General features: G+C 33.2%; 18 protein-coding genes. 8 read left to right on the forward strand and 10 right to left on the reverse strand.

All coding sequences use genetic code 11. From position 1 onward, the window contains the following. Positions 1 to 1,890: ribonuclease R family protein (locus VKY47_RS06550; RefSeq protein ID WP_324311406.1), on the reverse strand; the 1,890-nt coding region annotated here is incomplete at its 3' end. 257 nt (positions 1,891 to 2,147) lie between these two features. Next, positions 2,148 to 3,596 (reverse strand): T9SS type A sorting domain-containing protein, encoded by a 1,449-nt coding sequence (locus tag VKY47_RS06555; RefSeq protein ID WP_324311408.1) that lies wholly within the window; start codon positions 3,594 to 3,596, stop codon positions 2,148 to 2,150. 794 nt (positions 3,597 to 4,390) lie between these two features. Here VKY47_RS06555 and rpiB point away from each other — a divergent pair. Genes rpiB through VKY47_RS06575 form a run of 4 tightly spaced genes read left to right on the forward strand, consistent with a single transcriptional unit; the run spans position 4,391 to position 6,588 of the window. Continuing rightward, positions 4,391 to 4,825, forward strand: a complete 435-nt coding sequence (gene rpiB, locus VKY47_RS06560; protein WP_324311410.1) for a ribose 5-phosphate isomerase B — start codon at positions 4,391 to 4,393, stop codon at positions 4,823 to 4,825. Further along, complete coding sequence (locus tag VKY47_RS06565; RefSeq protein WP_324311412.1) at positions 4,826 to 5,740, forward strand: cation diffusion facilitator family transporter; 915 nt, start codon at positions 4,826 to 4,828, stop codon at positions 5,738 to 5,740. 9 nt (positions 5,741 to 5,749) lie between these two features. Beyond that, positions 5,750 to 6,142 (forward strand): hypothetical protein, encoded by a 393-nt coding sequence (locus tag VKY47_RS06570; protein WP_324311414.1) that lies wholly within the window; start codon positions 5,750 to 5,752, stop codon positions 6,140 to 6,142. A 2-nt stretch (positions 6,143 to 6,144) separates the two neighbouring features. Then, positions 6,145 to 6,588, forward strand: a complete 444-nt coding sequence (locus tag VKY47_RS06575; protein ID WP_324311416.1) for a GNAT family N-acetyltransferase — start codon at positions 6,145 to 6,147, stop codon at positions 6,586 to 6,588. Here VKY47_RS06575 and VKY47_RS06580 read toward each other — a convergent pair. The 6 genes from VKY47_RS06580 to VKY47_RS06605 all read right to left on the reverse strand — a co-directional run bounded on the left by VKY47_RS06580 (position 6,585) and on the right by VKY47_RS06605 (position 14,033). After that, entirely contained in the window at positions 6,585 to 7,433 is an 849-nt protein-coding gene (locus VKY47_RS06580; protein WP_324311418.1) for an OmpA family protein, read from the reverse strand. The genes VKY47_RS06575 and VKY47_RS06580 overlap by 4 nt on opposite strands. 65 nt (positions 7,434 to 7,498) lie before the next feature. Next, on the reverse strand, positions 7,499 to 9,136 hold the full coding sequence (locus tag VKY47_RS06585) for a S41 family peptidase (RefSeq protein WP_324311420.1): 1,638 nt from the start codon (positions 9,134 to 9,136) through the stop codon (positions 7,499 to 7,501). A gap of 7 nt (positions 9,137 to 9,143) precedes the next feature. Further along, on the reverse strand, positions 9,144 to 9,521 hold the full coding sequence (gene rnpA, locus VKY47_RS06590; RefSeq protein ID WP_324311422.1) for a ribonuclease P protein component: 378 nt from the start codon (positions 9,519 to 9,521) through the stop codon (positions 9,144 to 9,146). Positions 9,522 to 9,650: 129 nt separating this feature from the next. Further along, entirely contained in the window at positions 9,651 to 11,489 is a 1,839-nt protein-coding gene (locus tag VKY47_RS06595; protein ID WP_324311424.1) for a M1 family metallopeptidase, read from the reverse strand. Between the two features lie 58 nt (positions 11,490 to 11,547). Then, positions 11,548 to 13,158: a S8 family serine peptidase gene (locus tag VKY47_RS06600; RefSeq protein ID WP_324311426.1), complete on the reverse strand. Its 1,611-nt coding sequence runs from the start codon at positions 13,156 to 13,158 to the stop codon at positions 11,548 to 11,550. Between the two features lie 14 nt (positions 13,159 to 13,172). Next, a complete protein-coding gene (locus VKY47_RS06605) occupies positions 13,173 to 14,033 on the reverse strand; it encodes an MBL fold metallo-hydrolase (protein WP_324311428.1) in 861 nt (286 codons plus the stop codon). 183 nt (positions 14,034 to 14,216) lie between these two features. On the opposite strand from VKY47_RS06605, the gene VKY47_RS06610 reads away from it, so the two are divergent. Both VKY47_RS06610 and VKY47_RS06615 read left to right on the forward strand, forming a co-directional pair. Beyond that, a complete protein-coding gene (locus VKY47_RS06610; protein WP_324311430.1) occupies positions 14,217 to 14,528 on the forward strand; it encodes a DUF202 domain-containing protein in 312 nt (103 codons plus the stop codon). A gap of 226 nt (positions 14,529 to 14,754) precedes the next feature. After that, positions 14,755 to 16,635, forward strand: a complete 1,881-nt coding sequence (locus VKY47_RS06615; protein ID WP_324311432.1) for a cation:proton antiporter — start codon at positions 14,755 to 14,757, stop codon at positions 16,633 to 16,635. 294 nt (positions 16,636 to 16,929) lie between these two features. Here the strand turns inward: VKY47_RS06615 and lepA are convergent, their stop codons facing one another. After that, on the reverse strand, positions 16,930 to 18,726 hold the full coding sequence (gene lepA, locus VKY47_RS06620; RefSeq protein WP_324311434.1) for a translation elongation factor 4: 1,797 nt from the start codon (positions 18,724 to 18,726) through the stop codon (positions 16,930 to 16,932). 153 nt (positions 18,727 to 18,879) lie between these two features. On the opposite strand from lepA, the gene VKY47_RS06625 reads away from it, so the two are divergent. Next, positions 18,880 to 21,303 (forward strand): TonB-dependent receptor domain-containing protein, encoded by a 2,424-nt coding sequence (locus tag VKY47_RS06625; RefSeq protein WP_324311436.1) that lies wholly within the window; start codon positions 18,880 to 18,882, stop codon positions 21,301 to 21,303. A 173-nt stretch (positions 21,304 to 21,476) separates the two neighbouring features. Here VKY47_RS06625 and VKY47_RS06630 read toward each other — a convergent pair whose 3' ends face one another. Next, positions 21,477 to 22,586 (reverse strand): hypothetical protein, encoded by a 1,110-nt coding sequence (locus tag VKY47_RS06630; RefSeq protein WP_324311438.1) that lies wholly within the window; start codon positions 22,584 to 22,586, stop codon positions 21,477 to 21,479. A gap of 61 nt (positions 22,587 to 22,647) precedes the next feature. On the opposite strand from VKY47_RS06630, the gene VKY47_RS06635 reads away from it, so the two are divergent. Further along, complete coding sequence (locus tag VKY47_RS06635) at positions 22,648 to 23,871, forward strand: M28 family peptidase (RefSeq protein WP_324311440.1); 1,224 nt, start codon at positions 22,648 to 22,650, stop codon at positions 23,869 to 23,871. The last annotated feature ends 7 nt before the right edge of the window (positions 23,872 to 23,878 follow it).

Here is a 23,878-nt window from a genome sequence, read left to right on the forward strand (position 1 = left end):
GGAGTGATTGCATTTATCTTCGTAAACTTGTTCGTTTACCGATTTTCCTCCATCCAAATAATGTTGCAACAACCGATGTGCCATAATATCTGGATATCTTCTAATTGGTGATGTAAAATGACTGTAATAATCGAAAGCCAAACCGTAATGTCCTATATTGTGCGTAGAATATTCGGCTTTACTCATGGTTCTTATGGTTAAAGTATCGACTAAGTTCTGCTCCTTTTTACCTTCAACATTTTTTAATAAATTGTTTAAAGATGAAGAAATACTCTTAGTGTCCTTGAAATCTAGTTTATAACCAAAACGTCCAACTACATTTTGAAGTGCTGCCAGTTTACTTTCGTCTGGCTCGTCGTGAACTCTATAAATAAAAGTCTTTTTAGGAGATTGTTTTCCAATAAATTCAGCTACTTTTTTATTAGCTAACAACATGAATTCTTCAATCAATTTATTGGCGTCTTTACTCGTTTTAAAGAAAACGCCAATAGGATTTGATGCTTCATCCAGATTGAATTTTACTTCTACCTTATCAAATGAAATTGCTCCCAAACGCATACGTTGTGAACGCATAATTTTTGCAAGTTCGTTTAATTTTAAAGTGGCAAAAGCTATTTCTGGAGTTGTTTTATATGCTTTCCCGCTAATAGCAACTTCAGCTGGAATATTAATATCAATTTGATCTAATTGAGAAATATTAGGTGAAGTTAACGTCGGGTTATTTTCAATAATAGCCTGGGCTTCTTCATAAGCAAATCTCGCATCACTATAAGTAACGGTTCTACCAAACCATTCATTTTTTACTTCGCCTTTATGATTCATTTGAAAGACTGCAGAAAAGGTATATTTCTCTTCGTTTGGTCTTAAAGAACAGGCGTTATTTGATAAAACTTCTGGTAACATGGGTACCACGCGATCTACTAAATAAACGGAAGTAGCACGCTCGTAAGCTTCGTCGTCCAAAATAGTATCTGGTTGTACGTAATGAGAAACGTCTGCAATGTGAATTCCTATTTCAAATAAGCCATTATCCAAGGCTCTAAATGACAAGGCATCATCAAAATCCTTAGCATCTTTTGGATCTATGGTATATGTTAAAACATCACGCATATCGCGACGTTTGGCAATTTCTTCTTTTGTAATTGACGTGTCTAATGTGTTTGCGTATTCTTCCACTTCGTGAGGAAAATCGTATGGCAAACCATATTCGGCTAAAATAGCATGTATTTCAGTGTTGTGCTCTCCTGGTTTTCCTAAAACTTTAAGGATTTTTCCATTGGGAGAATCGGCTTTATCCGGCCAATCTTCTAAGGAAACAAGAACTTTATCGCCATCTTCAGCGTTATTAATTTTATTGATGGGAACAAAAATATCTGTGTACATTTTATTACCATCTACTACCACAAAAGCATAACTTTTATGAAGTTGAATAACTCCAACATATTCACTTTTAGCACGTTTTATTATATTAGTAATTTCGCCTTCACGTTTCCCACGTTTTAAGCGTTTATAGGCATAAAATTCCACTTCATCTCCATGAAGCGCTTTGTTCATATTATTGGAAGCAATATAAATATCTTCTTCAAAATCGTCGCTTATAATGTATCCAGAACCTCTAGATGCCATATCCACTCTTCCGGTATGATATTCTGTATTTACAATGGCTTTAAATTTACCACGTTCCACTTCTTCAATCTCCTGCTTAGCTTTTAATTGTTGAAGTTTTTTTATAATCTGATTTCTACTACTGGCATCATTAACACCAATTTTAGAAGCTATTTGTTTATAATTAAAGGAATTGTTTCTATCTTTTTTTAAAATACTTAGAATGGTATTTGTAAGGTTGGAAATCTTATTATTAGAAGGTTTCCTGTGTTTCTTTTTTGTCATGTATTAAATGTAATCATTTTATTCCTATTTATCCCGATAGCTATCGAGAAGGAATCTTATCGTTTTTAAACTTAATTCTTACAGAGAAGAGATATACGTTTTCACTTCAACTCTTTGCAGTGACCACGATAATAAGATATTAAGTTGGTACAAAGCTACGGTTTTAATATTAAATAAATATTTCTTTAATATTAAGTTAACGTAAAAAGGCTTACAAATTAATGTAAGCCTTCTATTTTGTAATAAAATTTAGTTAATTATTTTATAACAAGTTGTTTTGTTGCTTTTCCTTGGTTGGTTTCTATTTGCAATAAATATAATCCTGTAGATAAATGAGATGTATTAATTACTTTTTCATTTGAAGTACTAATAAACTGCCCTAGCGTATTATAAATGTTTACATTTTTTAATTCTAATCCTTCTTGTAATTTAATAGTTACTTGGTTTTTTGCAGGATTTGGATATAAACTAAATTGAGATAATACAAAGTTATCTGAAGATAAAACTAAACTTAAATCATATATTCTTACTTGACCAGATTGAGTGCCATTCGTAGCATTCCAAGGGGAACTAATAGCTATAATAGACCCATCAGATGATAAGCTAACACTTCCTCCTAACTTATCAGTTATCTCACCATCAATATTATTTCCTATTTGTGTCCACGTATTATTTATGTTTTTATAAACCTTAGCCTGTCCAGAGCTTATACCATTTACATCTGTATTTGGCGATCCTACTCCTAAAATAGAACCATCTGAAGATAAACTTAAACTATAACCAAAATTATATTCAACTACCTCTCCATTTAAATCTTGTCCTATTTGTGTCCACGTATTATTTATATTTTCAAAAACTTTAACTTGACCTGAATTAGAACCATTATCATCATTTTTAGTTGCACCAACAGCAATAATATTACCATCTGAAGATAATACTAAACCTCGACCAAAAAAATCTGATAAATTAGTAGCATTTATAGTATTTCCTAGTTGATTCCATGAATTATTTAAATATTCATAAATTCTTACATTTCCTATTTGTGGATTTGAACCTCCACTATTTGGAGCACTAATTGTAATAATATTACCATCTGAAGAAATGGATGTAGTAAAACCAAATATAGAATAATCACCATCTCCAATTAAAGTTTGTCCTTTTTGAGTCCAAACATTATTTATATTCTCAAAAACTTTTGCCTGTCCATATTCACTTTCATCATAACCATAAGCTCCAATAACAATAGTGCTACCATCTGCTGATAAATCTAGACTTGCTGCAAAATTATCATCTGTATTATCTCCATTAATATCATCTCCTATTTGAGTCCAAACATTATTTATATTTTCAAAAACTCTTACTTGTCCTGTATAATTATTTTTTAAATAGGCACCAATAGCTATTATAGTACCATCTGCTGAAAGAGATAGACTAAAACCAAAATTATCTCCTGCAGCTTCACCTTCAATATCATCTCCTATTTGAGTCCAAACATTATTTATATTTTTAAAAACACGTACATGTCCAGAATCTACACCATTTACATCATATAAATCAGCGCCTACAGCAACAATAGTTCCATCTGCTGAAAGTGATAAACCCCAACCTGCTTGATCTTCTGCACCAACACCATTGATATCTTGACCAATTTGAGTTTGACTAAATATTAAACAAGGAAAAAAGATAAAAAGTAATATAAGTTTCATAATTTATAGATTTAAGGTTGGTTAAAAATAAAAATATTTTTTAAACCTAGTCTAGTTATCCACATTTATATATACTATCATCTTTTTTCTTTTAAAATTTAAAAAAATAATGATGATGATGATGGCTTGTTAATAGCAGGTATAACTTTATCAAGTTTTATTATGAAATGAACTTGTTGGTGTTCTATCAAGAGGTAATGAACAATAGTTTTGGCTTCAAGAGCTTCATTTTAAGTGGTATTTAGAAAGCTATTAACAACTGTTGATAACTGTTTTTTGATAGCATTTTTTCATAAGTATTATTAATTTCACTGTTTATAAACCTGAAATATGTGCTAACAAGTTATCAAAAACTAGCTGAGTTATATTTAGGTTATTACAAGTGGGTTTTTGATTGGAAAAATTTCTGGATAAACCATGTTTTAGTTGTTATTATTTATAAACACTTATTAACAGGTTATGAGTTTTGTTTGCATGAGCTATTAACAATAGTTCCCTTTATTAACAAGGCTTACAAGATATTTACCTAAGAGATTTGATACTGAACCACTTGTGCTATTTTAAGCTTTTAAACCGTATTTTTACTTGTAAAATCGAAATTATAAAAGTATCATATTATAAGTTGACAGCAACTAAAAAGTTTATAAATACTATATTTTTATGTGAAATCCATACTTAAGAATCCCTGTTTTTTAGAAAGTATTATAACTAAAATATCCTTTTTTATTTTAGTAACTTTACATGATTAAAACGCAGGTTTCCGAAGTTTCGGAAATACGCATAAAATTAAACCCATGAAAATTTCCATTGGCAACGATCACGCCGGAACCGAGTATAAATTTGCTGTAATTAAACATTTAGAGGCTAAAGGTTTTACCGTTATAAATTATGGCACCAATACCAACGAGAGTGTGGATTATCCAGATTTTGTACATCCGGTAGCCGAAGATGTGGAAGCAAAAAAAGTAGATTTTGGTATTATTATTTGTGGCAGTGGAAATGGCGCAAATATGACAGCGAACAAACATCAAGGTGTACGTTCTGCGTTATGTTGGACCAAGGAAATTGTTGCACTAGCCAGACAACATAACAATGCTAATATATTAAGTATTCCTGCTCGTTATACTGCTTTACAACAGGTTATTGAAATGGTGGATACTTTTTTAGAAACTCCTTTTGAAGGAGGAAGACACGAAAATCGTGTCAATAAAATTCCAGTGTCTTATTAAATGAATCGGTCACATCAACATCATGTACATACTTATAACGATGTAAAAGATAGAAATCTGCTATTAGCAATTTTTCTTAACATCTTAATAACTGCTGCGCAAATTATTGGTGGACTTGTTTCAGGAAGTTTGGCTTTATTAAGTGATGCGTTACATAATTTTAGCGATGTTATTTCTTTAATCGTTAGTTATGTGGCTTCCAAGTTATCTAAACAAAAAGCATCTATAAATCGTACTTTTGGTTATAAACGTGCTGAAATTTTAGCTGCTTTTGTAAATGCATCTACGTTAATAATAGTTGCTGTTTTATTGATTATTGAAGCTATAAAACGTTTTCAACATCCACAGCAAATAGAAACCCATCTTGTTATTTGGTTGGCCTTAATAGCTATTTTATTTAATGGTTTTAGTGTCTTATTACTAAAAAAGGATTCAAAAACCAATATTAATATTCGCTCCGCCTATTTTCATTTATTAACAGATATGTTTGCAAGTGTGGCTGTGTTAATAGGAGGTTTATTAATGAAATACTACCACGTTTATTGGGTAGATAGTTTGTTGACTTTTTTAATTGCTTTATACTTAATTTATGTGGGCTTGGATTTATTAAAGACCTCCACAAAAATGCTCATGTTGTTTACACCGGACCATATTAATATTAAAGAGGTTGTTAGGCTTGTTAATAGAATACCTAAAGTAAAAAAATTACATCACGTACATATTTGGAATTTAAGTGATGATGAGTTGCACCTAGAAGCGCATTTGGATTTGGAATTAAATATTACCACTCTGGAGTTTAATGAATTGTTATTAGAGATAGAACTAGTGCTGCACAACGAGTTTAATATCAATCATGTAACCATTCAGCCCGAATATAAAAAAGAAGATCCTAAAGAGGTTATTGTCCAAGATTAATTCATATTTATGAAAATTAAAGGATTTTTATTAGTTGCTATATGGTTTGTTTTTTCCTGTTCGGAATTAACCGAGAACCTTATAGAAAATAATATTCCAGCTCCAAAAAAATTGGAAGTAGGTATTAAGAATAATACAGATTACAGGTTTATTAGGACAGAACTTATTTCGGATAGTGGCACATTTGTTTACCAAATTATTGAGCCTGGAGAATTTTCCAATTTTTTTGAAATGGCTTCTATTTATTCGGAAGCGGAAATTAGAATTCAAACTGAAAATTCCTATGTCTCCTTTTTACCTTTTCAATACCTAGAAGATACCAAAGTTACGAAAGGTTGGTATTACTTTGAAGTAAATATTGCTAACAACCAAACAGTTTCCATAACCAGAAAAACTTATTAAAGATGCTTCAGATCACTATAAAAACCTTTGATGAATTAAGCAAACAAGAACTATACGATTTGCTACAATTGCGAGCTGAGGTTTTTGTTGTTGAACAAGAATGTGCTTATCAAGATGTAGATGGAAAAGATAAAAAAGCTTGGCATATTCTAGGTTATAAAGACACGAAGTTAATTGCTTACACGCGTGTATTTAAACCAGGAGATTACTTTAAAGAAGCGAGTATTGGAAGGGTTGTTGTAATACAAAATGAAAGACAACATAAATATGGTTACGATATTATGGAAGCATCCATAGTGGCCATAAAAAATAATTTTAATGAGAAAACTATTAAGATTTCTGCACAATGTTACCTAAAAGACTTTTATAATAATTTAGGTTTTATTGAAACTGGCGAAGAGTATTTAGAAGATAATATTCCGCACATGGCTATGGTAAAAAACTAATTTCTTTGATTGGTTTCGCCTACATAAGTAATTAAAATTTCCACACGCCTATCGTATTTTGCCTCACCTCCAAGCGGAAATTTTCTGCGCATACCCACATATTTCATTCGTCTTTTATCCACTCCTTTTTTCGCTAAATAATCGTAAATATATTTTGCTCTAGCTACAGATAAATTTCGTTGTTTTGTTTTTCTATCAATTGCATCTCTACTGTATTGTGTACAGCACACATGGCCTTGAATGGTAAAATAAATATCCTCTCTTTCAACCAGTACGTCTGCCATATCTTCCAAAGTTTTTTTAGATTCAGGAAGTAAAACACTGTAACCTGTTTTAAACAAGATGTTTTCCAATCGAATTTTATCGCCAGCTTTTAAATTTTCATCTTGTAAAGCTTCGGCAATATCTTTCTTTTTGGGTTGTACAAGTTCTCTTGGAGGATTGTAAGGTTGAACTATAATTTCTACTTTTCGGTTTAGGCCTCTAATTTTTTTAAGATCTTCTTCTTGAATAACTTTAATTAAAACCTTGCCTTTTCCATCAACGTTTGTTATAATGGTTTCATCAAACTCGTTATTGGAGAAAATGGTTTTAATGGCATTGGCGCGTTCTTGAGAAAGCACGAGATTATAGGAATCACTGCCTCTATCGTCTGTAAAGCCGTAAATAGATATTTTTTCTATGTCTAGACTTTCAATGTCCGAAAGAAATATAAGCAATCTATTATGTTCTGTTGAAGGTACTTCAAATTCATCAGTTTCAAAATAGACCTCGTGTATTAACTCTGTTTGGGCAGTTACACTAAAACCAAGACATAAAAATATTAATACTAAAACTTTTTTCATAAGAGGCACATGAAATTATCAAGTAAATATAAGTATTTACATTTAATATTTCAAGGTACGACAAATTACCTTAGGTAATCCTTGTATTTACTAGGATTACCAAGGATTTCAGTAGCTTTCTGTATTTCTAAATTATGAGTTTTATAATAATCGTACAAACCTTCTCGATAGACGTAGCGTTTTACAATTTCGTCTGTTAACAAAGTTAAAATCTGTTCTTTGTTTTCGTTGATTGCCAGTTCTTTTGAGTTTTTAAGATTGTTTAATAAGGTGTTATAATCGGTTTTGATATTATCGTCCAACTCTTCTTTTTTAGCATTTTCATAAACCAATTTTAAGGACTTTTCTGTTTCTGTAATAAATGAGAAATTATTGGTATTCAGATAATTTTTAAAGTCTTTAAAATCGGATTCTTTTAATTGAAAACTACTCATATCTGTTAAATTTGGATGCTTATAATAGTAATCTGTTGCATAATCGAAAATTAGGAAATCGTTGATTACGGCATCTGTTATAGCAGTATTATTTGATATGTCGAAACTTTGATCTGGAAGTACGCCCCCGCCATCAAATACGGGACGTCCATTTTTGGTTTTAAATTCATGGTACTCCTTACTATCAATTCTTACGGCATTTCCTTTATCGTCTCTGTTTGCGTAATCTAAGGCTTGAATACAACGCCCAGAAGGTGTATAATATCTAGAAATTGTTATTTTTATTTGTGTTCCGTAAGTTAATGGTTTGGGACGCTGAACCAGTCCTTTTCCAAAACTTCTGGAGCCCAGAATAACAGCTCTGTCTAAATCTTGTAAGGATCCTGACACGATTTCACTAGCAGAAGCACTACTTCCATTTATTAAAACTACCAGAGGAATTTCGGTATCAATGGCATCTTTTAGCGTGTAATAAGTTCTGTTATATTTTTTTACTTTCGATTTTGTAGTTACTACCAATTGACCTTTTGGTACAAATAAATTGACCACATTTACTGCTTCATGAAGCAAACCTCCTGGATTATTTCTTAAATCTAAAATAATACGTTGAGCTCCTTGGGCTTTTAAATCCTTTAAAGCATAACCGGTTTGTGAAGATGCTTTATTATTAAACGTACTTAACACAATATAGCCTGTTTTATCGTCTATCATAGAAAAGTGAGGTACAGCATCAATTTCTATTTCAGAGCGTTTTATAGTTGCTTTATGTTCTTTTCCCTGGCGCAAGTAGGTAACTTCTACAGAAGAGTTGGAGGTGCCTTTAAGTAAATCGCCAGCATCGTCCTTATAATTGGAAATAACCACCTCTCCTACTTTAATAATTTCGTCTCCAGCTTTTAATCCAGCTTTATCTGCTGGATATTCTTTATAAGGTTCTACAATAACCAATCTGTCTTTTAAGGTTCTTACTTTAGCTCCTATTCCAGTATAATCTCCTGTACGTCTAATGCGCTCTGCTTCCACATCTTGTTCGTTATAAAAATTGGTGTAAGGATCTAGATCTTTCAACATGCTTTTTATAGCTGTATCCATTAATTCGGCAGGATTCGTTTCGTCCACATAATTCATATTGATTTCTTTGAATAAGGTGGTGAAAATCTCGATTTGCTTGGCGATTTCAAAAAAGTCGTTTTGAAAGGCCGATCCTGTAAAGAATATGGTGAATGCCAGTACAGGAATGATGATGAGTCTTTTTAGTTTATTCTTCATAAGAAATTTATTCTTTAATGCTTTTTTCCACAAATTTTCGCAACAATTGCTTCATCTTGGTTTCAACTTCAAGGAAAGTTGGTTTTTCTTTCCCAATGTACAAAATCATAAATGCATATTGTGTTGTTAAGTTGTTAAAATAAGTTGCTTTATTTAACCTATAAGCTTCACGTAATAAGCGTTTTATACGATTTCTATCGACAGCTTTTTTAAAATTTCGCTTTGAAACCGAAACTCCTGCTTTTATTTTAACAGCCTCATCGAACGTTGTTTTAAGATACACCATTCTTAAAGGATAAGCCGAAACCGATTTTCCTTCCAGAAATAATTTTGAAATGAGCTTTTCGCTTTTAAGCTTTTCTTTTTTTGGGTAAGATGCGTTCATAAGTCCTAACAAGGTAACAAATGTAACAAATACGAATAAGCTTCAGGTTATTTTATTTGACCTATAAAAAAAACCTGCAAACATTTAATAGCTTGCAGGTCTTTCTATGTTTTTCAAGTTATAAATGAATTACATCTCGAATTTATTATTTACTTTGTTAACATCGGCCATTTTTTCATTTGGATCTATTTGAACCGATTTTATAGTTTTAGATGCCTGAAACGTATAAGTTGGGTATGCCCATGCCCAGTCCGACAAGGGAGTAGCTGTGCTTGGTTTTCTACCATACATCATTCGAAGAGGAATATAAAAATCCTCGGTTGTTCCATCTGTATAAGTAATGGTTAAATCTATTGGCATTGGCATAATACCGATACGTTCTAGAGTTACCGCATTTCCACTAACGGCTCTTACACCGTAATCGATCGTGTTTGTAGTTTCCGCAAAATCGGTTAGGTACCAACCCAATTCCAAATTGGATACTTTTTCAGCCGTACGTATAAAATCTGTGGATGTTGGATGTGTAAATTTGAAATCGTTATAATATTTTTTAAGGGTTTCTTTTAAATTGTCTTCGCCAATAACATAAGCCAATTGCTCTAAAAACACAGCACCTTTGCTATAGGCTGAAATTCCATAAGCTTGATTGTATTCAAATCTATCGGCTTGCGTGGTTAAAGGTTGTTCTTTGCCGGAAGTTGCTAAATAGATATAATTTCTATAAGAGCTTGCTATTGGGTTTCCTTCATTATTTCCCATAACGGCATCCATAGCATAATCGCTAATATAGCTTGTAAAACCTTCGTCCATCCAATAGTATTTAAGCTCGTTTGTGGCCAATATAAACTGAAACCATTTATGGGCTAATTCGTGAGCTGTAACACCAACTAAACTCCCTAATTTGCGTTCTCCGGTTATTAAGGTACTCATGGCGTATTCCATTCCTCCATCTCCACCTTGAATTACAGAATATTGCTCGTATGGATATTCGCCAATATGGTCCGTAAAGTATTGCATTAACTCGACTGTTTTTGGTTGTAATTTTTTCCAATTTTCTAAATAATTGTCGGCTAAAGTGCTTTTATAAAAGAAATGAAGCATAGGTCCATTTGGTACTTGCATGGTATCGTGAATATAATCAGGATCGGCAGCCCAGGCAAAATCATGAACTTTAGGGGCTTTAAAATGCCAAGAAAGCATGTTGCCTTTAGGTTCGTCTATTTCTTTGGTTTGATAACCATGACCAATTTCGTTTGGATTTTGTAAATATCCAGTACCACCAATAACATAGGTTTTATCGATGTTGATGGTAACATCAAAATCTCCCCAAACACCGTGAAATTCCCTTCCTATATATGGGTCAGGATGCCAACCTTCATAGTCGTATTCAACTAATTTTGGATACCATTGTGTCATGGATAAAGCAACACCTTCTGAACTATCTCTTCCAGAACGACGTACTTGTAATGGCACTTGACCATTAAAAATCATATCGAAAGTTACTTTTTCACCTGGTTGAATAGGTTTGTGCAATTGCACTTTTAAAATGGTTCCTATTACATCGTAATTTAAAATAATGCCATCTTGCTTTAAAGAACTAATGTTTAAATAGCCAATTTCGTCTGGTTTTAGATTTCCAATCCTAGCTCCCACGCGTCCATCAGGATCTGTTATTGTTTGAGATCTTACATCCATTTCACTTCCAGGCTGGAAAGCATTGAAATATAAGTGATAATATACTTTATTTAGTACATCGGGAGAGTTGTTTGTATAAACCAATTGTTGTGTTCCCGTGTATTGAAATGAATTGACATCCATGGTCACATCCATTTTATAGTCAACATGTTGTTGCCAGTAGCCTGGGTTGTTTTGTTGGTTTTTTGATTCTATTTCAAACGCCTTGCTTTTTGTATTTGCTGTTGTTAGAAGCATACTTAAACAAAAAAGTAGTACAAAGGATTTTTTCATTTTTAGTAAATTAAAAAAGCCTCATCTTTTAAGGGTGAGGCTTTTGGTTTTTAAATATTTATTTAGAAAGCTGTTCTGCCATAATAAGCGCGTTATACGCATTCATTATTTTCCCCGATTTGGATAATTCTCCAATAGGTTTAATGTTATCTGTATCTCCACCAACAACTACTTTAGTTGATAAAGCCAAGCCAGAATCCATAAGGATTTGTTTTACTTGAGCTCCTGATAATTTTGGATAATAAGAACGAATTAAAGCAGCAACACCAGCTACAGCAGGAGCGGCCATAGAGGTTCCCCCCATTGTTTTATATTCATTTTCTGGAGTTGTAGAGTATATTTTAGCTCCTGGAGCAAAAACATCCACATTGATTTTTCCGTAATTAGAAAACCCTGCTACCATATTAGCTCCGTATTTAGGTTCTAAAGCCCCAACGGTAATAAACGTTTCTGATACTTCTGGACCATTATTTACTTGATCGTTTGGATAGACTGCTACTTGATCTAAATCGACACCATCGTTTCCTGCGGCGTTTACAAAAATAACATCGTGTTTTCCTGCATAAGCAATGGCATCTCTTACCCAGTCGCTATGTGGAGAAAAACCTTTTCCAAAACTACCGTTAATAATTTTAGCTCCGTTATCTACAGCATATCTAATGGCTAGTGCAATATCTTTATCGTATTCATCGCCATTTGGAACAGCTCTTAAGCTCATAATTTGAACGTTATTTGCTACGCCATCAACACCTTTTCCATTTCCACGTTGCGCTGCAATAATTCCAGATACATGTGTTCCATGACTTTCGCTTTTTACAGAAGGAAGCACATTGCCATTTCCGTATCCTACATCTGTAATGTCGTTTGGATTATCGCCAGTTGTTCTTCCGTTAAAATCGATATTTAGGTTAAAGTCTAATTTATCGGTAAAATATTCAACCCCTTCTTTTATTGAAGTTAAAGCGGATTGTGTGTCATCGAAACCATTTCCATACATAAACTTTAAAATACCTACTGCTTTTGTTAGGGCTTCAGTTTCTGTTTTAATGGCTTCAACATCTTTTGCCGTATAATCTTCTTTACCAAGATGTTTGGAAACTACATCGTTGGCATTTTTTACTTGCTCGTAAATTTGATCGTATTGAGCTTTCATACCAAGAGTTTCTTCATATTCCTTGTCGTACTCAGCTTGGGCTCTATCCCAATCTGGACTAGATTTATCTCCACTAGCAAGAATACGTACAAATTCCAACTGTTCGTTGTAGGCATCTCCTAAAAAGTTCCATCCATGTACATCGTCCACAAAACCATTGTTATCGTCGTCAATGCCATTTCCAGGAATTTCTTTTTTATTGGTCCACAAAACCCCGTTTAAATCTTCGTGCTCGATATCTATTCCAGAATCAATTACTGCTACAATAACGATTTCTCCTTTTTTGTTTTTAATAAGTTCAGCGTAGGCTTTTTCCACACTCATACCTGGAATGGTATCTGTTACCAGATCCAAATGTCCCCAAGTCTGTTTTTCAATTTCGGTTAATTCTGATACCTTTAAAGGCACTGAATCGATATTTTCAACAGGAGTTGATACAATGTTAGCACCTCCACCACAACTAAATAGGGTGACAGCTAGTACTGCTGAAGATAAAAAAGGTCTCAATAATTTCATTTTAATATTAAGTATTAGTTAAAAATTTCATCACAAGTATAAACACTATTTAGTCGCACGCCTTTATCTGTATGTTTTACCGTAATAATTTCGTTATGTGCATCGTGCTCCAAAAATAAGTAATAATTATTATCTGCGGCTAGATTCAAGAATTTTTCTTTTTCATCTAAAGTTAGTAAAGGTCTTGTGTCGTAGCCCATTACAAACGGAAGGGGTAAATGTCCAGCGGTAGGTAATAAATCTGCCACAAAGCAAATGGTCTTTCCTTTGTAGTTAATCATAGGGAGCATTTGTTTATCTGTATGGCCATTGGCAAAGAAAATATCAAATCCTAAGGGGCTATCTATTAGGATATTAGTCTCTGGAATCGAAGTAAATTTTAATTGGCCACTTTCTTCCATTGGGAGAATATTTTCTTTTAAAAAGGAAGCCTTTTCTCTATTGTTTGGTTGTGTAGCCCATAGCCAATGATCTTGATTGCTCCAAAAATGAGCGTTTTTAAAGGCAGGTTCATATCCGGTTCTGTCTTTGTTCCATTGAATGGAACCGCCACAATGGTCAAAATGAAGATGTGTCATAAAAACATCCGTTATATCATCTCTATGGAAACCCAACTTTTTCAGGGATTTATCTATGCTATCGTCTCCCCAAAGGAAATAATAACCAAAAAACTTATCGTTTTGTTTATTGCCCATACCAGTATCAATCAATACCAGTTTGTTACCGTCTTCAATTAGCATGCAACGGGCAGCAATATCAATCATGTTGTCGTTATCGGCTGGATTTGTTCTTTGCCATAAAGATTTAGGAACAACTCCAAACATGGCACCACCATCCAACTTAAAATTTCCGGATTCTATAGGATATAATTTCATAAGGACTGCAAATTACTAAAAGACTTAATATAAGCGAAAATTATGTGATGATATTAGATGTATTTTAACATTTAAATTAAACAAACAGGTCAATAATTAATTTGTGACTACGGAAATAAATTATAATTTTAGAAAAAACAAACGATGAAACAGTTAACCCCTAGTTCCCTTAAAATAAAAAAAATGGACTTACTTCGGTTCGGACGTGACTTTAAACCAGACGAGGAAGTAATTTTAAGAGATTATTTGGCCATAGAACGTACACGATTGGCCAATGAACGTACTTTACTTTCGTACATTCGATCTTCTTTATATTTAATGCTAGGAGGAATTGCATTTTTTCAACTAAAGGATTTTCCCAACTTTAAGTTTCTAGGCTTAATTTCTTTGGTTTTTTCAGCACTTTTTTTGTTTATTGGTGTTTACAGATTTGTATTGCTTAAAAAAAGTTTGAAGCGATTGTTTTATAAGTCTGAATCTAAAAATGAAGAATGAATCGCGAAAAATCCTTAATTCCATCCTTTTTGAAACTTGATAATTGAAGCTTTTTAACGTATTAATAGTACAAAATATAGAGTTGTAAAATAAAAAAAGATTATTTTGCCACTGTTGTTTTATTGAAACGAATATTTCTTTTCAGGTTATTTTATAAAATTAAAGTTATTTCCTAAAGCTTTTTTTGACTTATCTAACAAAAGATTTGAAATCTTAAACTATATATATGATAGAATTAGGAGGTATAATTATACTTGGTATTTTGGCACAATGGGTAGCATGGAAACTTAAAATCCCAGCAATTTTGCCATTACTTCTTATAGGATTGTTGGTAGGCCCTATAGCAGCAGAGTTTTTAAGTGCGGATGGCACCAAATGGATAGAACCTAGATGGAATGGGCATGAAGGGCTTTTTCCTGGAGGGAGTTTATTTTTCTTTGTGTCTTTGGCTATTAGTATTATTTTATTTGAAGGAGGTTTAACCTTAAAAAAAGGTGAAATTAAAAATGTGGGACCAGTAATTACTAAGCTAATTACCATAGGTTCCTTAGTGACATTTTTTGGAGCTGCTGTGGCAGCACATTATATTTTTTATTTAAGCTGGGAAATTTCGTTTTTATTTTCAGCTCTGATTATAGTTACTGGACCAACGGTAATTACTCCTATATTAAGGAATATTCCTCTTAAAAAGGACGTTTCTGCCGTGTTAAAATGGGAAGGAATTTTAATCGACCCAATTGGAGCTCTGGTAGCTGTACTGGTTTTTGAGTTTATTAGTGTGGATGCTGGGGGAGAATTTACCAAAACAGCCTTTGTCGAATTTGGTAAAATAGTGTTATTTGGATCGACCTTTGGTTTCACCTTTGCATATTTATTAAATTTAATTCTTAACAGAAAATGGGTGCCACATTATTTAATAAATGTGTTTTCGTTGGCAGCTGTGTTAGGCGTTTTTATTCTAGCTGATGTATTTGCTCATGAATCTGGTTTACTGGCAGTAGTGGTTATGGGAATGGTTCTAGGTAACTCCAAATCTCCTTATCTAAAGGAGTTGTTGTATTTTAAGGAATCCCTAAGTGTTCTATTGATTTCTATTTTGTTTATTCTTCTGGCCGCCGATATTAATTTTGAAGATTTACTTTTAATCTACAATTGGAACACCGTTATTCTATTTGCTGTGGTTGTATTTGTATTAAGACCAATTGGCGTATTTTTAAGTACTCAAGGTTCTAATTTAGAACTAAATGAAAAGCTTTTTATTAGTTGGGTAGGTCCTCGAGGTATTGTAGCTGCTGGTATTGCTTCTTTATTCGGGTTAAAATTGGCTGAAAATGGTGTTACCGATGCCGAATATATTACTCCTTTAGTATTTATGATTGTTCTAGGAACCGTAATTCTAAATGCTACTACAGCAAGAATGTTTGCAAAAGTGGTGGGGGTATTTTTAACAAAATCTGAAGGTATTTTAATTATTGGAGCATCTAAACTTCCGAGATTATTGGCGCATTATTTAGAAAAGAATGGCAGACACGTTGTCTTGATTGACAGCAATCAAGACAATATAGCTAAAGCTACCGAACTTGGACTGGAAGCCATGAATACCAATATTTATTCCGATAAATTACTGGATAATATCGAACTTAACGATATGGGTTTTTTAATGGCCTTGACAGGGAATACAGATATTAATAAATATGCCATTAAACAATTTGGTGAAAAATTTGGTGAAAACGGATCTTATAGATTATTAACTTCTACAGAAATGCTGGAATCGACAGATATTCCAATTGAAGGTATTTTTTCTTATACAGACGATTTCAACTCTTTAACTAATGTAATTAATAAATATCCTTCCATCCAAGAGATTGAATTGAAAGACAAAAAGCATTATTACGATTTAATTGAAATTACCAGTAAGGACGACAATATTATTCCACTGTTTATTAAAGATCATGAAAACGACTTGTTTGTTGTAAAAGCAGATAAGAAAAACACCCTTGAAAATATGGAACCTGGCTGGAAGCTTGTTTATATTGGAAAACCTTTTGATGTAGAAGATGTTAAGCACGAAGGAAATGGTTCAAAAAAACGTGAAAATAAATCGTAGAAAGAAATAAGGTTCTATTAAAAGCATTTAAATCAATTCCTGCGCAGGCAGGAATCTATTTTACATTGGTTATGAAATTGTTTTTGAATATAGGGATTCCTCCTGATAGGTATCTTGACCAAAGGAATTTAGGGCAACTTTATAATCGTTATAAACGCTTCTTGTAGAAGCTTTACGTTTCCTATTTGAAGCAAAAATTCCTGCGCAGGCAGGAATCTATATTGTATTCGATATGAATTAATTATTGATTTAAGAGATTCCTCCCGATATTTAACGGAGTTAAAGGAATTTGGTTTAGTCATTCAATTTTAAAACAGCCATGAATGCTTCTTGTGGAATCTCCACGTTTCCTACTTGTCTCATACGTTTTTTACCCTTTTTCTGCTTTTCAAGAAGTTTACGTTTTCTAGAAATATCTCCTCCATAACATTTTGCAGTAACATCTTTACGAAGTGCTTTAATTGTTTCTCGAGCAATAATTTTTGCTCCAATAGCGGCTTGAATGGGAATATCAAATTGTTGACGTGGGATTAATTCCTTTAATTTCTCACACATTTTTTTACCGATATTATGGGCATTATCTGCGTGTATTAAAGCCGAAAGTGCATCTACAGGTTGTGCGTTCAATAAAATATCTACACGTACCAATTTAGATGTTTTTAGTCCGATTGGATGGTAATCGAAGGATGCATACCCTTTTGAAACCGTTTTTAGTCTGTCGTAAAAATCGAATACAATTTCAGCCAAAGGCATATCGAAATTTAATTCAACACGTTCTGGAGTTAAATAGGTTTGATGGGTAATCATACCACGTTTTTCAATACATAAAGACATAACGTTTCCAACAAAATCTGCCTTGGTAATGATAGTGGCTTTTATATATGGTTCTTCCACGCGCTCTAAACCAGAAGGATCCGGTAAATCGGTTGGATTATTAACAACAATAGGAACATCTGGATGTTTCCTGGTGAATGCATGGTAACTAACGTTAGGCACTGTTGTAATAACAGTCATATCGAACTCGCGCTCTAAACGTTCTTGAATAATTTCCATGTGCAACATGCCCAAGAATCCACAACGGAAACCAAAGCCCAAAGCAGCCGAGCTTTCTGGAGTAAATACCAAAGAAGCATCGTTTAACTGCAATTTTTCCATAGAAGCTCTTAGTTCTTCATAATCTTCGGTATCTACTGGATAAATACCAGCAAAAACCATAGGTTTTACGTCCTCAAAACCCTCAATAGCATTGGTTGTTGGGTTTTTTGCATCGGTAATAGTATCACCAACTTTTACCTCTTTTGCTTCTTTTATTCCGGTAATTACATAGCCAACATCGCCTGCTTTAATTTCTTGTCTTGGAAACTGTTTTAATCTCAGTGTTCCAATTTCATCAGCAAAATAATTTTTACCAGTAGCTAAAAATTTAATGTTCTGTCCTTTTTTTATCGTGCCATTTAAAACTCTAAAATAAGTTTCTACGCCTCTAAAAGGGTTATAAACCGAGTCGAAAATTAAGGCTTGAAGAGGTTCATCTACATTTCCCTTAGGAGCTGGAATTTTTTCAATAATGGCATCTAAAATATCTCCAATTCCAAAACCGGTTTTTCCACTAGCATGTATAATGTCTTCAGGCTTACAACCTAATAATTCTACAATATCGTCGGTTACTTCTTCTGGATTGGCACTAGGTAAATCTACTTTGTTTAGCACTGGAATAATTTCTAAATCATTTTCCAAAGCCAAATAAAGATTAGAAATGGTTTGAGCTTGAATACTTTGGGCAGCATCTACAATAAGCAAAGCGCCTTCGCAAGCAGCAATAGATCGAGATACTTCGTAACTAAAATCTACGTGACCAGGTGTATCGATTAAGTTAAGAATATAAGTTTCACCCTTATGTTTAAACTCCATTTGTATGGCATGAGATTTAATGGTGATACCACGTTCGCGCTCCAAGTCCATACTGTCAAGCAGCTGTTCTTTTTTTTCGCGTTCTGTTACGGTACCGGTATAGTCCAATAATCTATCTGCCAAGGTGCTTTTACCGTGGTCAATATGCGCTATAATACAAAAGTTTCTTATGTTTTTCATAAAGTATATTCTCTCAAATATCTAATTTGCAAATATAATTGTTTTAATTATGCTTTAATTAGTAATAGGTAACTAATTAGAAAATATTTATTTAAGGGGAACCCGTAAAATTTATTGCAAAACAATTTTTATATTGTAACCCCAAGTAAGCTTATGAATTTTTATAAATACTATATATATCTTTTTATAACTGTATTTTTATCTTATTCTGCATTTTCCCAAGATATCACAATCTCGGGAGTGGTAGAGGATACAGCTAACAACCCCATTTATTTTGCCAATGTGGTGTTATTGTTGGCTAAAGACTCTACGGCAATTAAAGGAACATCCACGAACATGGATGGTTCTTTTGAGCTAAAAAACGTAAAAAAAAACCAGTATTTGCTTAAAATTAGCTTTATAGGCTATAAAGAAATTACAAAACCTTTAGATGTTTCTTTGGAAGATATCGGTTTAGGGCGTGTTATTTTAAGTGAAAATGACGAAGCTCTAGACGAAATTCATATAGTTGCAAACAAACCTACCATTAAAAAGGAAGCTGATAGATTGGTTTTTACAGTCGAAAATACGGCACTTTCTGAAGGAAGTTTACTTCAAGTAGTTAAAAGCACACCTGGAGTTTTGGTTTTAGATGGTCAAATTTCTGTGAGGGGTTGGGCTCCAACGATTTATATTAACAATAGAAAAGTACAGCTATCATCGGACGAACTCTTGCAACTTTTGGAAGGCTCTCCCGCAAATGCTATTAAATCTGTTGAGGTTATTACCAATCCTTCTGCCAATTACGATGCCGAAAGTGGCGTAGTTTTAAACATCATTATGAGCAAGAATTTGGTAACTGGATACCGAGGTAGTGTTTTTGCCAATTATACACAAGGCGTTTTTCCTAGATATAACTTAGGAATAAGCAATTATTTCAAAACGGATAAAATTAACTTGTCTGCCAATTATAGTTATACCGACGACAAAATAAATCGAGATAATGACGATGGTGTTTTTTATTACGATGCAAACAACCAAATAGATAATGTTTGGAAATCATCGGTTAATAGAAATACGTGGTCCAAGATGCATAACTTAAATTTCAACATCGATTTTCTTTTAAATGAAAATAATACCATTACAGTATCTTCTAACATGTTGTGGACGCCATATTTTAAATATAAAATTAACAACAACACCAAAGTTTACGATGCTAACAATGTGTTTGAATCTAGAATTGAAGCCAATAACCTATCTAACGACAATAAGTACAATCTAGGATTTGATGTAGATTATGTACATCAGTTTACATCAAGTAGTTTAAACTTTAATACTCATTTTACTGTTTACGATTATAACAGATTTCAGGAATCGTCAAGTAAGTATTTTGATCAAAATAATAATTATATAGGGCCAACGGCTTTTAATACGGATGCGAATCAAAAAACACAAATATTTACGTCTCAATTAGATTATAACCTGCCAATTAATGAAAGCTCTAATTTTAATACGGGAGCCAAGTATTCCAATATTACTAACAAAAGCGATGTGACGCGTTACGATTATGATTTTTCTACCAATGAGGAAGTTTTAAACATGGCAAACTCCAGTGCTTTCGATTATACCGAAAGTCTATTTGCAGCTTATGCAAATTACGATAAGTCCTGGGAAAAATGGAGTATTAACGCGGGTTTACGCTTGGAACAAACAGATGCAAAAGGTGTTTCTTTAACTACTGCTCAAACAGATAAACAAAGCTATCTGGATTTGTTTCCAACTGCTAGTATTAAATATCAGGCTGGAGAAGTACTTAGCTTTTATACTAATTACAAGCGAAGTATAGAACGACCAAATTATAAAGATTTAAACCCATTTACTTTTTTCTTAAACGACAACACCATAGTAGTTGGAAATCCTAAACTTACGCCAACTTATAAAGACCATTATGTTATAGGTTCAACGGTGACTCCATTTTTAACGTTGGAGGCTTATTACATCAACAAAAAAGATAATATTGTTGAGCTTCCTCTACAAGATAATTTAACCAATCAGCTTATTTATTCTTCGGTTAATATGGATAAAAGTGTTGAATATGGTTTCGATGTTATTTCTTATTTCAATATTACGGATTCTTGGTTTGTATATGCGGTCACTTCATTTTACAACACACAAGAGGAAACCAACACCCCCAACGGTTTTATAAATAAGGAAAAATGGTCTAATTACAGTATTTTAAGCAACGATTTTTCGTTTTTAAAAGATCGAAGCTTAACAGCTAATTTTACTTTAATTTATATGACTTCGTTCTTACAAGCTTTAATGGATGCAGATTGGAGGCTGGAGTCTGAATTGTCCATTTCAAAAACCATACTTAATAAAAAGGGTGTTATAAGCTTAAGCGCAGCCGATTTATTTAATCTAGGTGATTTTAATACAACAACAGAATATTTAAATCAGCGTAACTACTACAACACCAATTTAGATAACAGATATATTAAACTTGGTTTTAGATATAAATTTGGAAACACTATTTTAAAAACCAATGAACGCCAGCTGGATATTAAAGAACGAGAGCGTATTAAAGAGCGCGATTAATCTGCTTTACTTAGCAATTAAATCCCGTATTTTTAGTTGAATATTCTCGAATTTAAATCTTGTTGATTTTTTTCTTAAACAACTATATCTATTAGACATATAAAAAAAAAGCAGCCTTTTTTGGACTACTTTTTATTGATATTTAAGTTTGGTATTTCAACATAGAAATTCTGCTAGTCTTTCCACTCAGCAATAAACAAGTTTGTATCGCGTCCGCCACCATTATTTCTATTCGAGGAGAAAATAAGTTTTTTACCATCGTTTGAAAATACTGGAAAAGCATCAAAAGTATCGCTATGTGTCACACGTTCTAGGTTATTACCATCTAAATCTATCATGTATAAATTGAATGGAAAACCACGTTCAGATTCAAAATTAGAAGAGAACAATATCTTTTCACCTGATGGGTGGAAAAACGGACTCCAATTGGCTTTTCCTAGGTTGGTTAACTGACGTAAATCGCTACCATCCGCATTACAGATATAGAGCTCCATATTGGTTGGTTGTACTAGGCCTTGAGCTAACAAATCCTTATATTCTTTAATTTCTTCTTCAGTTTTAGGTCTCGAAGAACGAAAAATCAGTTTCGTGCCATCTGGCGAGAAGAAAGCACCACCATCATAACCCAATTCAAAGGTAATTTGCTTGACATCGCTACCATCTATATTCATGGTATATAATTCCAAATCGCCACTTCTATCCGAAGTAAATACAATTTTATCTCCTTGTGGAGAAACGGTTGCCTCAGCATCATAACCAGGTTCGTTTGTAAGTTGCTTTACTATATTGCCTTCTAAATCGGCTACAAAAATATCGTAAGAACTATAAATTGGCCAAATATATTTTCCGCTTATGCTTTCCGGGACTTCTGGACAATCGTCGCTATCCAAATGTGTAGAAGCATAAATAACATGCTTGTTGTCTGGCATAAAATACGCACAAGTGGTTCTACCTTTTCCGGTACTAACCATTGGCGGCATGTTGTCTTTAAAAGTTTCATCTGCATTCATTAAAAACATTTGGTCACAGTTTACATTCCAATCTTTATAGTTGGATTGAAACACCAATTGCTTGTCGTCAAAACTCCAATAAGCTTCAGCATTATCTCCACCAAACGTAATTTGTTTCAAGGATTTAAAATGAACTTCATCCGAATATATAAGAGTATCAACCCACTTTGTTGCTCCAGATTTAGCATCGGATATTTGTTTTTTATCATTTTTACAAGACACGAACATGCTTAAAAATAATAAGCTATAAAAAAATCTTAAATACATAGACATAGATTAAAGTTTAAATAAATGACAATTATTCCATAATTTTGTCAAAAATAACATTAATAACATGAAGAAAATAGCGCTATTAGGTTTTTTTATAACGCTTCTTGGTTGTAATCAGGAATATAAATATGAAAACAAAATAAAGGAAGATGTTATTTATTTGGCAGACGATAAGCTTGAGGGAAGGGAAACTGGATCTAAAGGCGAACAGTTGGCTGCCGCTTATATTGTTGAGCGTTTTAAAGAACTAGGCCTTCAACCAAAAGGTACAGATGGATTTTACCAAAGCTTTAGTTTTAAACCTAAAACAGATCCACATAGCGAAGTAGCTTATACCATAAACCCTGAAGACTCAACGGTTACGGGTACAAATGTTTTGGCTTTTATAGACAACCAAGCAGAAAACACCATAATAATTGGTGCGCATTACGATCATTTAGGTTATGGAAGTCATGGATCTCTACATCGTGGTGAAAAGGAAATCCACAATGGCGCCGACGACAACGCTAGTGGGGTTGCCGTAATGTTGGATTTAGCTGCAAAATTAAAACAAACAAATACTTCAAATAATTATTTGTTTATGGCGTTTTCAGGTGAAGAAATGGGCTTATTGGGCTCGAACTATTTCACTAAAAATGCTACTATGGATTTAAGCAAAGCCAATTACATGATTAACATGGATATGGTTGGACGCTTAAAACAAGATAGTACTTTAGCTGTTTATGGAGTTGGTACATCTCCTTTATGGAAACAAACATTATCTTCAACGAATCCTGGATTTAAGCTTATTGAAAATGAATCTGGGGTAGGGCCATCAGATCATACGTCATTCTATTTACACGATATTCCTGTATTGCACTTTTTTACGGGACAACACGACGATTATCATAGACCTGGAGATGATTCCGAAAAGCTTAATTACGAAGGCATGAATGCCATTTCAAGCTATATTTTTGATGTGATTACCGACTTGGATAAAAGTGAAAAATTAGCTTTTACCAAAACTAAAAATGAAAGTGAAGAAACGCCTCGTTTTAAAGTTGGTTTAGGTGTAGTTCCAGATTATTTGTATGATGGCGAAGGGATGCGAGTTGATGGTGTTAGCGAAGACAAACCAGCACAAAAAGCAGGATTGCAAAAAGGCGATGTTGTAATTAAACTTGGTGATAGCACGATTGTAGATATGATGAGTTATATGCGAGCTTTATCTGTTTTTACAGCCGGCGATTCTACGCAAGTTGTTGTAAAAAGAAATGGCGAAACAGTTGAAGCAGTCGTTCAATTTTAAATAAAAG

Source organism: Xanthomarina sp. (genome assembly GCF_035306705.1).
Classification (GTDB): Bacteria; Bacteroidota; Bacteroidia; order Flavobacteriales; family Flavobacteriaceae; genus Xanthomarina.

Coding starts and splice junctions, on each gene's coding strand:
- VKY47_RS06555 (WP_324311408.1), bottom strand. CDS start 3,596: ATGAAACTTATATTACTTTTTATCTTTTTTCCTTGTTTAATATTTAGT.
- rpiB (WP_324311410.1), top strand. CDS start 4,391: ATGAAAATTTCCATTGGCAACGATCACGCCGGAACCGAGTATAAATTT.
- VKY47_RS06565 (WP_324311412.1), top strand. CDS start 4,826: ATGAATCGGTCACATCAACATCATGTACATACTTATAACGATGTAAAA.
- VKY47_RS06570 (WP_324311414.1), top strand. CDS start 5,750: ATGAAAATTAAAGGATTTTTATTAGTTGCTATATGGTTTGTTTTTTCC.
- VKY47_RS06575 (WP_324311416.1), top strand. CDS start 6,145: ATGCTTCAGATCACTATAAAAACCTTTGATGAATTAAGCAAACAAGAA.
- VKY47_RS06580 (WP_324311418.1), bottom strand. CDS start 7,433: ATGAAAAAAGTTTTAGTATTAATATTTTTATGTCTTGGTTTTAGTGTA.
- VKY47_RS06585 (WP_324311420.1), bottom strand. CDS start 9,136: ATGAAGAATAAACTAAAAAGACTCATCATCATTCCTGTACTGGCATTC.
- rnpA (WP_324311422.1), bottom strand. CDS start 9,521: ATGAACGCATCTTACCCAAAAAAAGAAAAGCTTAAAAGCGAAAAGCTC.
- VKY47_RS06595 (WP_324311424.1), bottom strand. CDS start 11,489: ATGAAAAAATCCTTTGTACTACTTTTTTGTTTAAGTATGCTTCTAACA.
- VKY47_RS06600 (WP_324311426.1), bottom strand. CDS start 13,158: ATGAAATTATTGAGACCTTTTTTATCTTCAGCAGTACTAGCTGTCACC.
- VKY47_RS06605 (WP_324311428.1), bottom strand. CDS start 14,033: ATGAAATTATATCCTATAGAATCCGGAAATTTTAAGTTGGATGGTGGT.
- VKY47_RS06610 (WP_324311430.1), top strand. CDS start 14,217: ATGGACTTACTTCGGTTCGGACGTGACTTTAAACCAGACGAGGAAGTA.
- VKY47_RS06615 (WP_324311432.1), top strand. CDS start 14,755: ATGATAGAATTAGGAGGTATAATTATACTTGGTATTTTGGCACAATGG.
- lepA (WP_324311434.1), bottom strand. CDS start 18,726: ATGAAAAACATAAGAAACTTTTGTATTATAGCGCATATTGACCACGGT.
- VKY47_RS06625 (WP_324311436.1), top strand. CDS start 18,880: ATGAATTTTTATAAATACTATATATATCTTTTTATAACTGTATTTTTA.
- VKY47_RS06630 (WP_324311438.1), bottom strand. CDS start 22,586: ATGTCTATGTATTTAAGATTTTTTTATAGCTTATTATTTTTAAGCATG.
- VKY47_RS06635 (WP_324311440.1), top strand. CDS start 22,648: ATGAAGAAAATAGCGCTATTAGGTTTTTTTATAACGCTTCTTGGTTGT.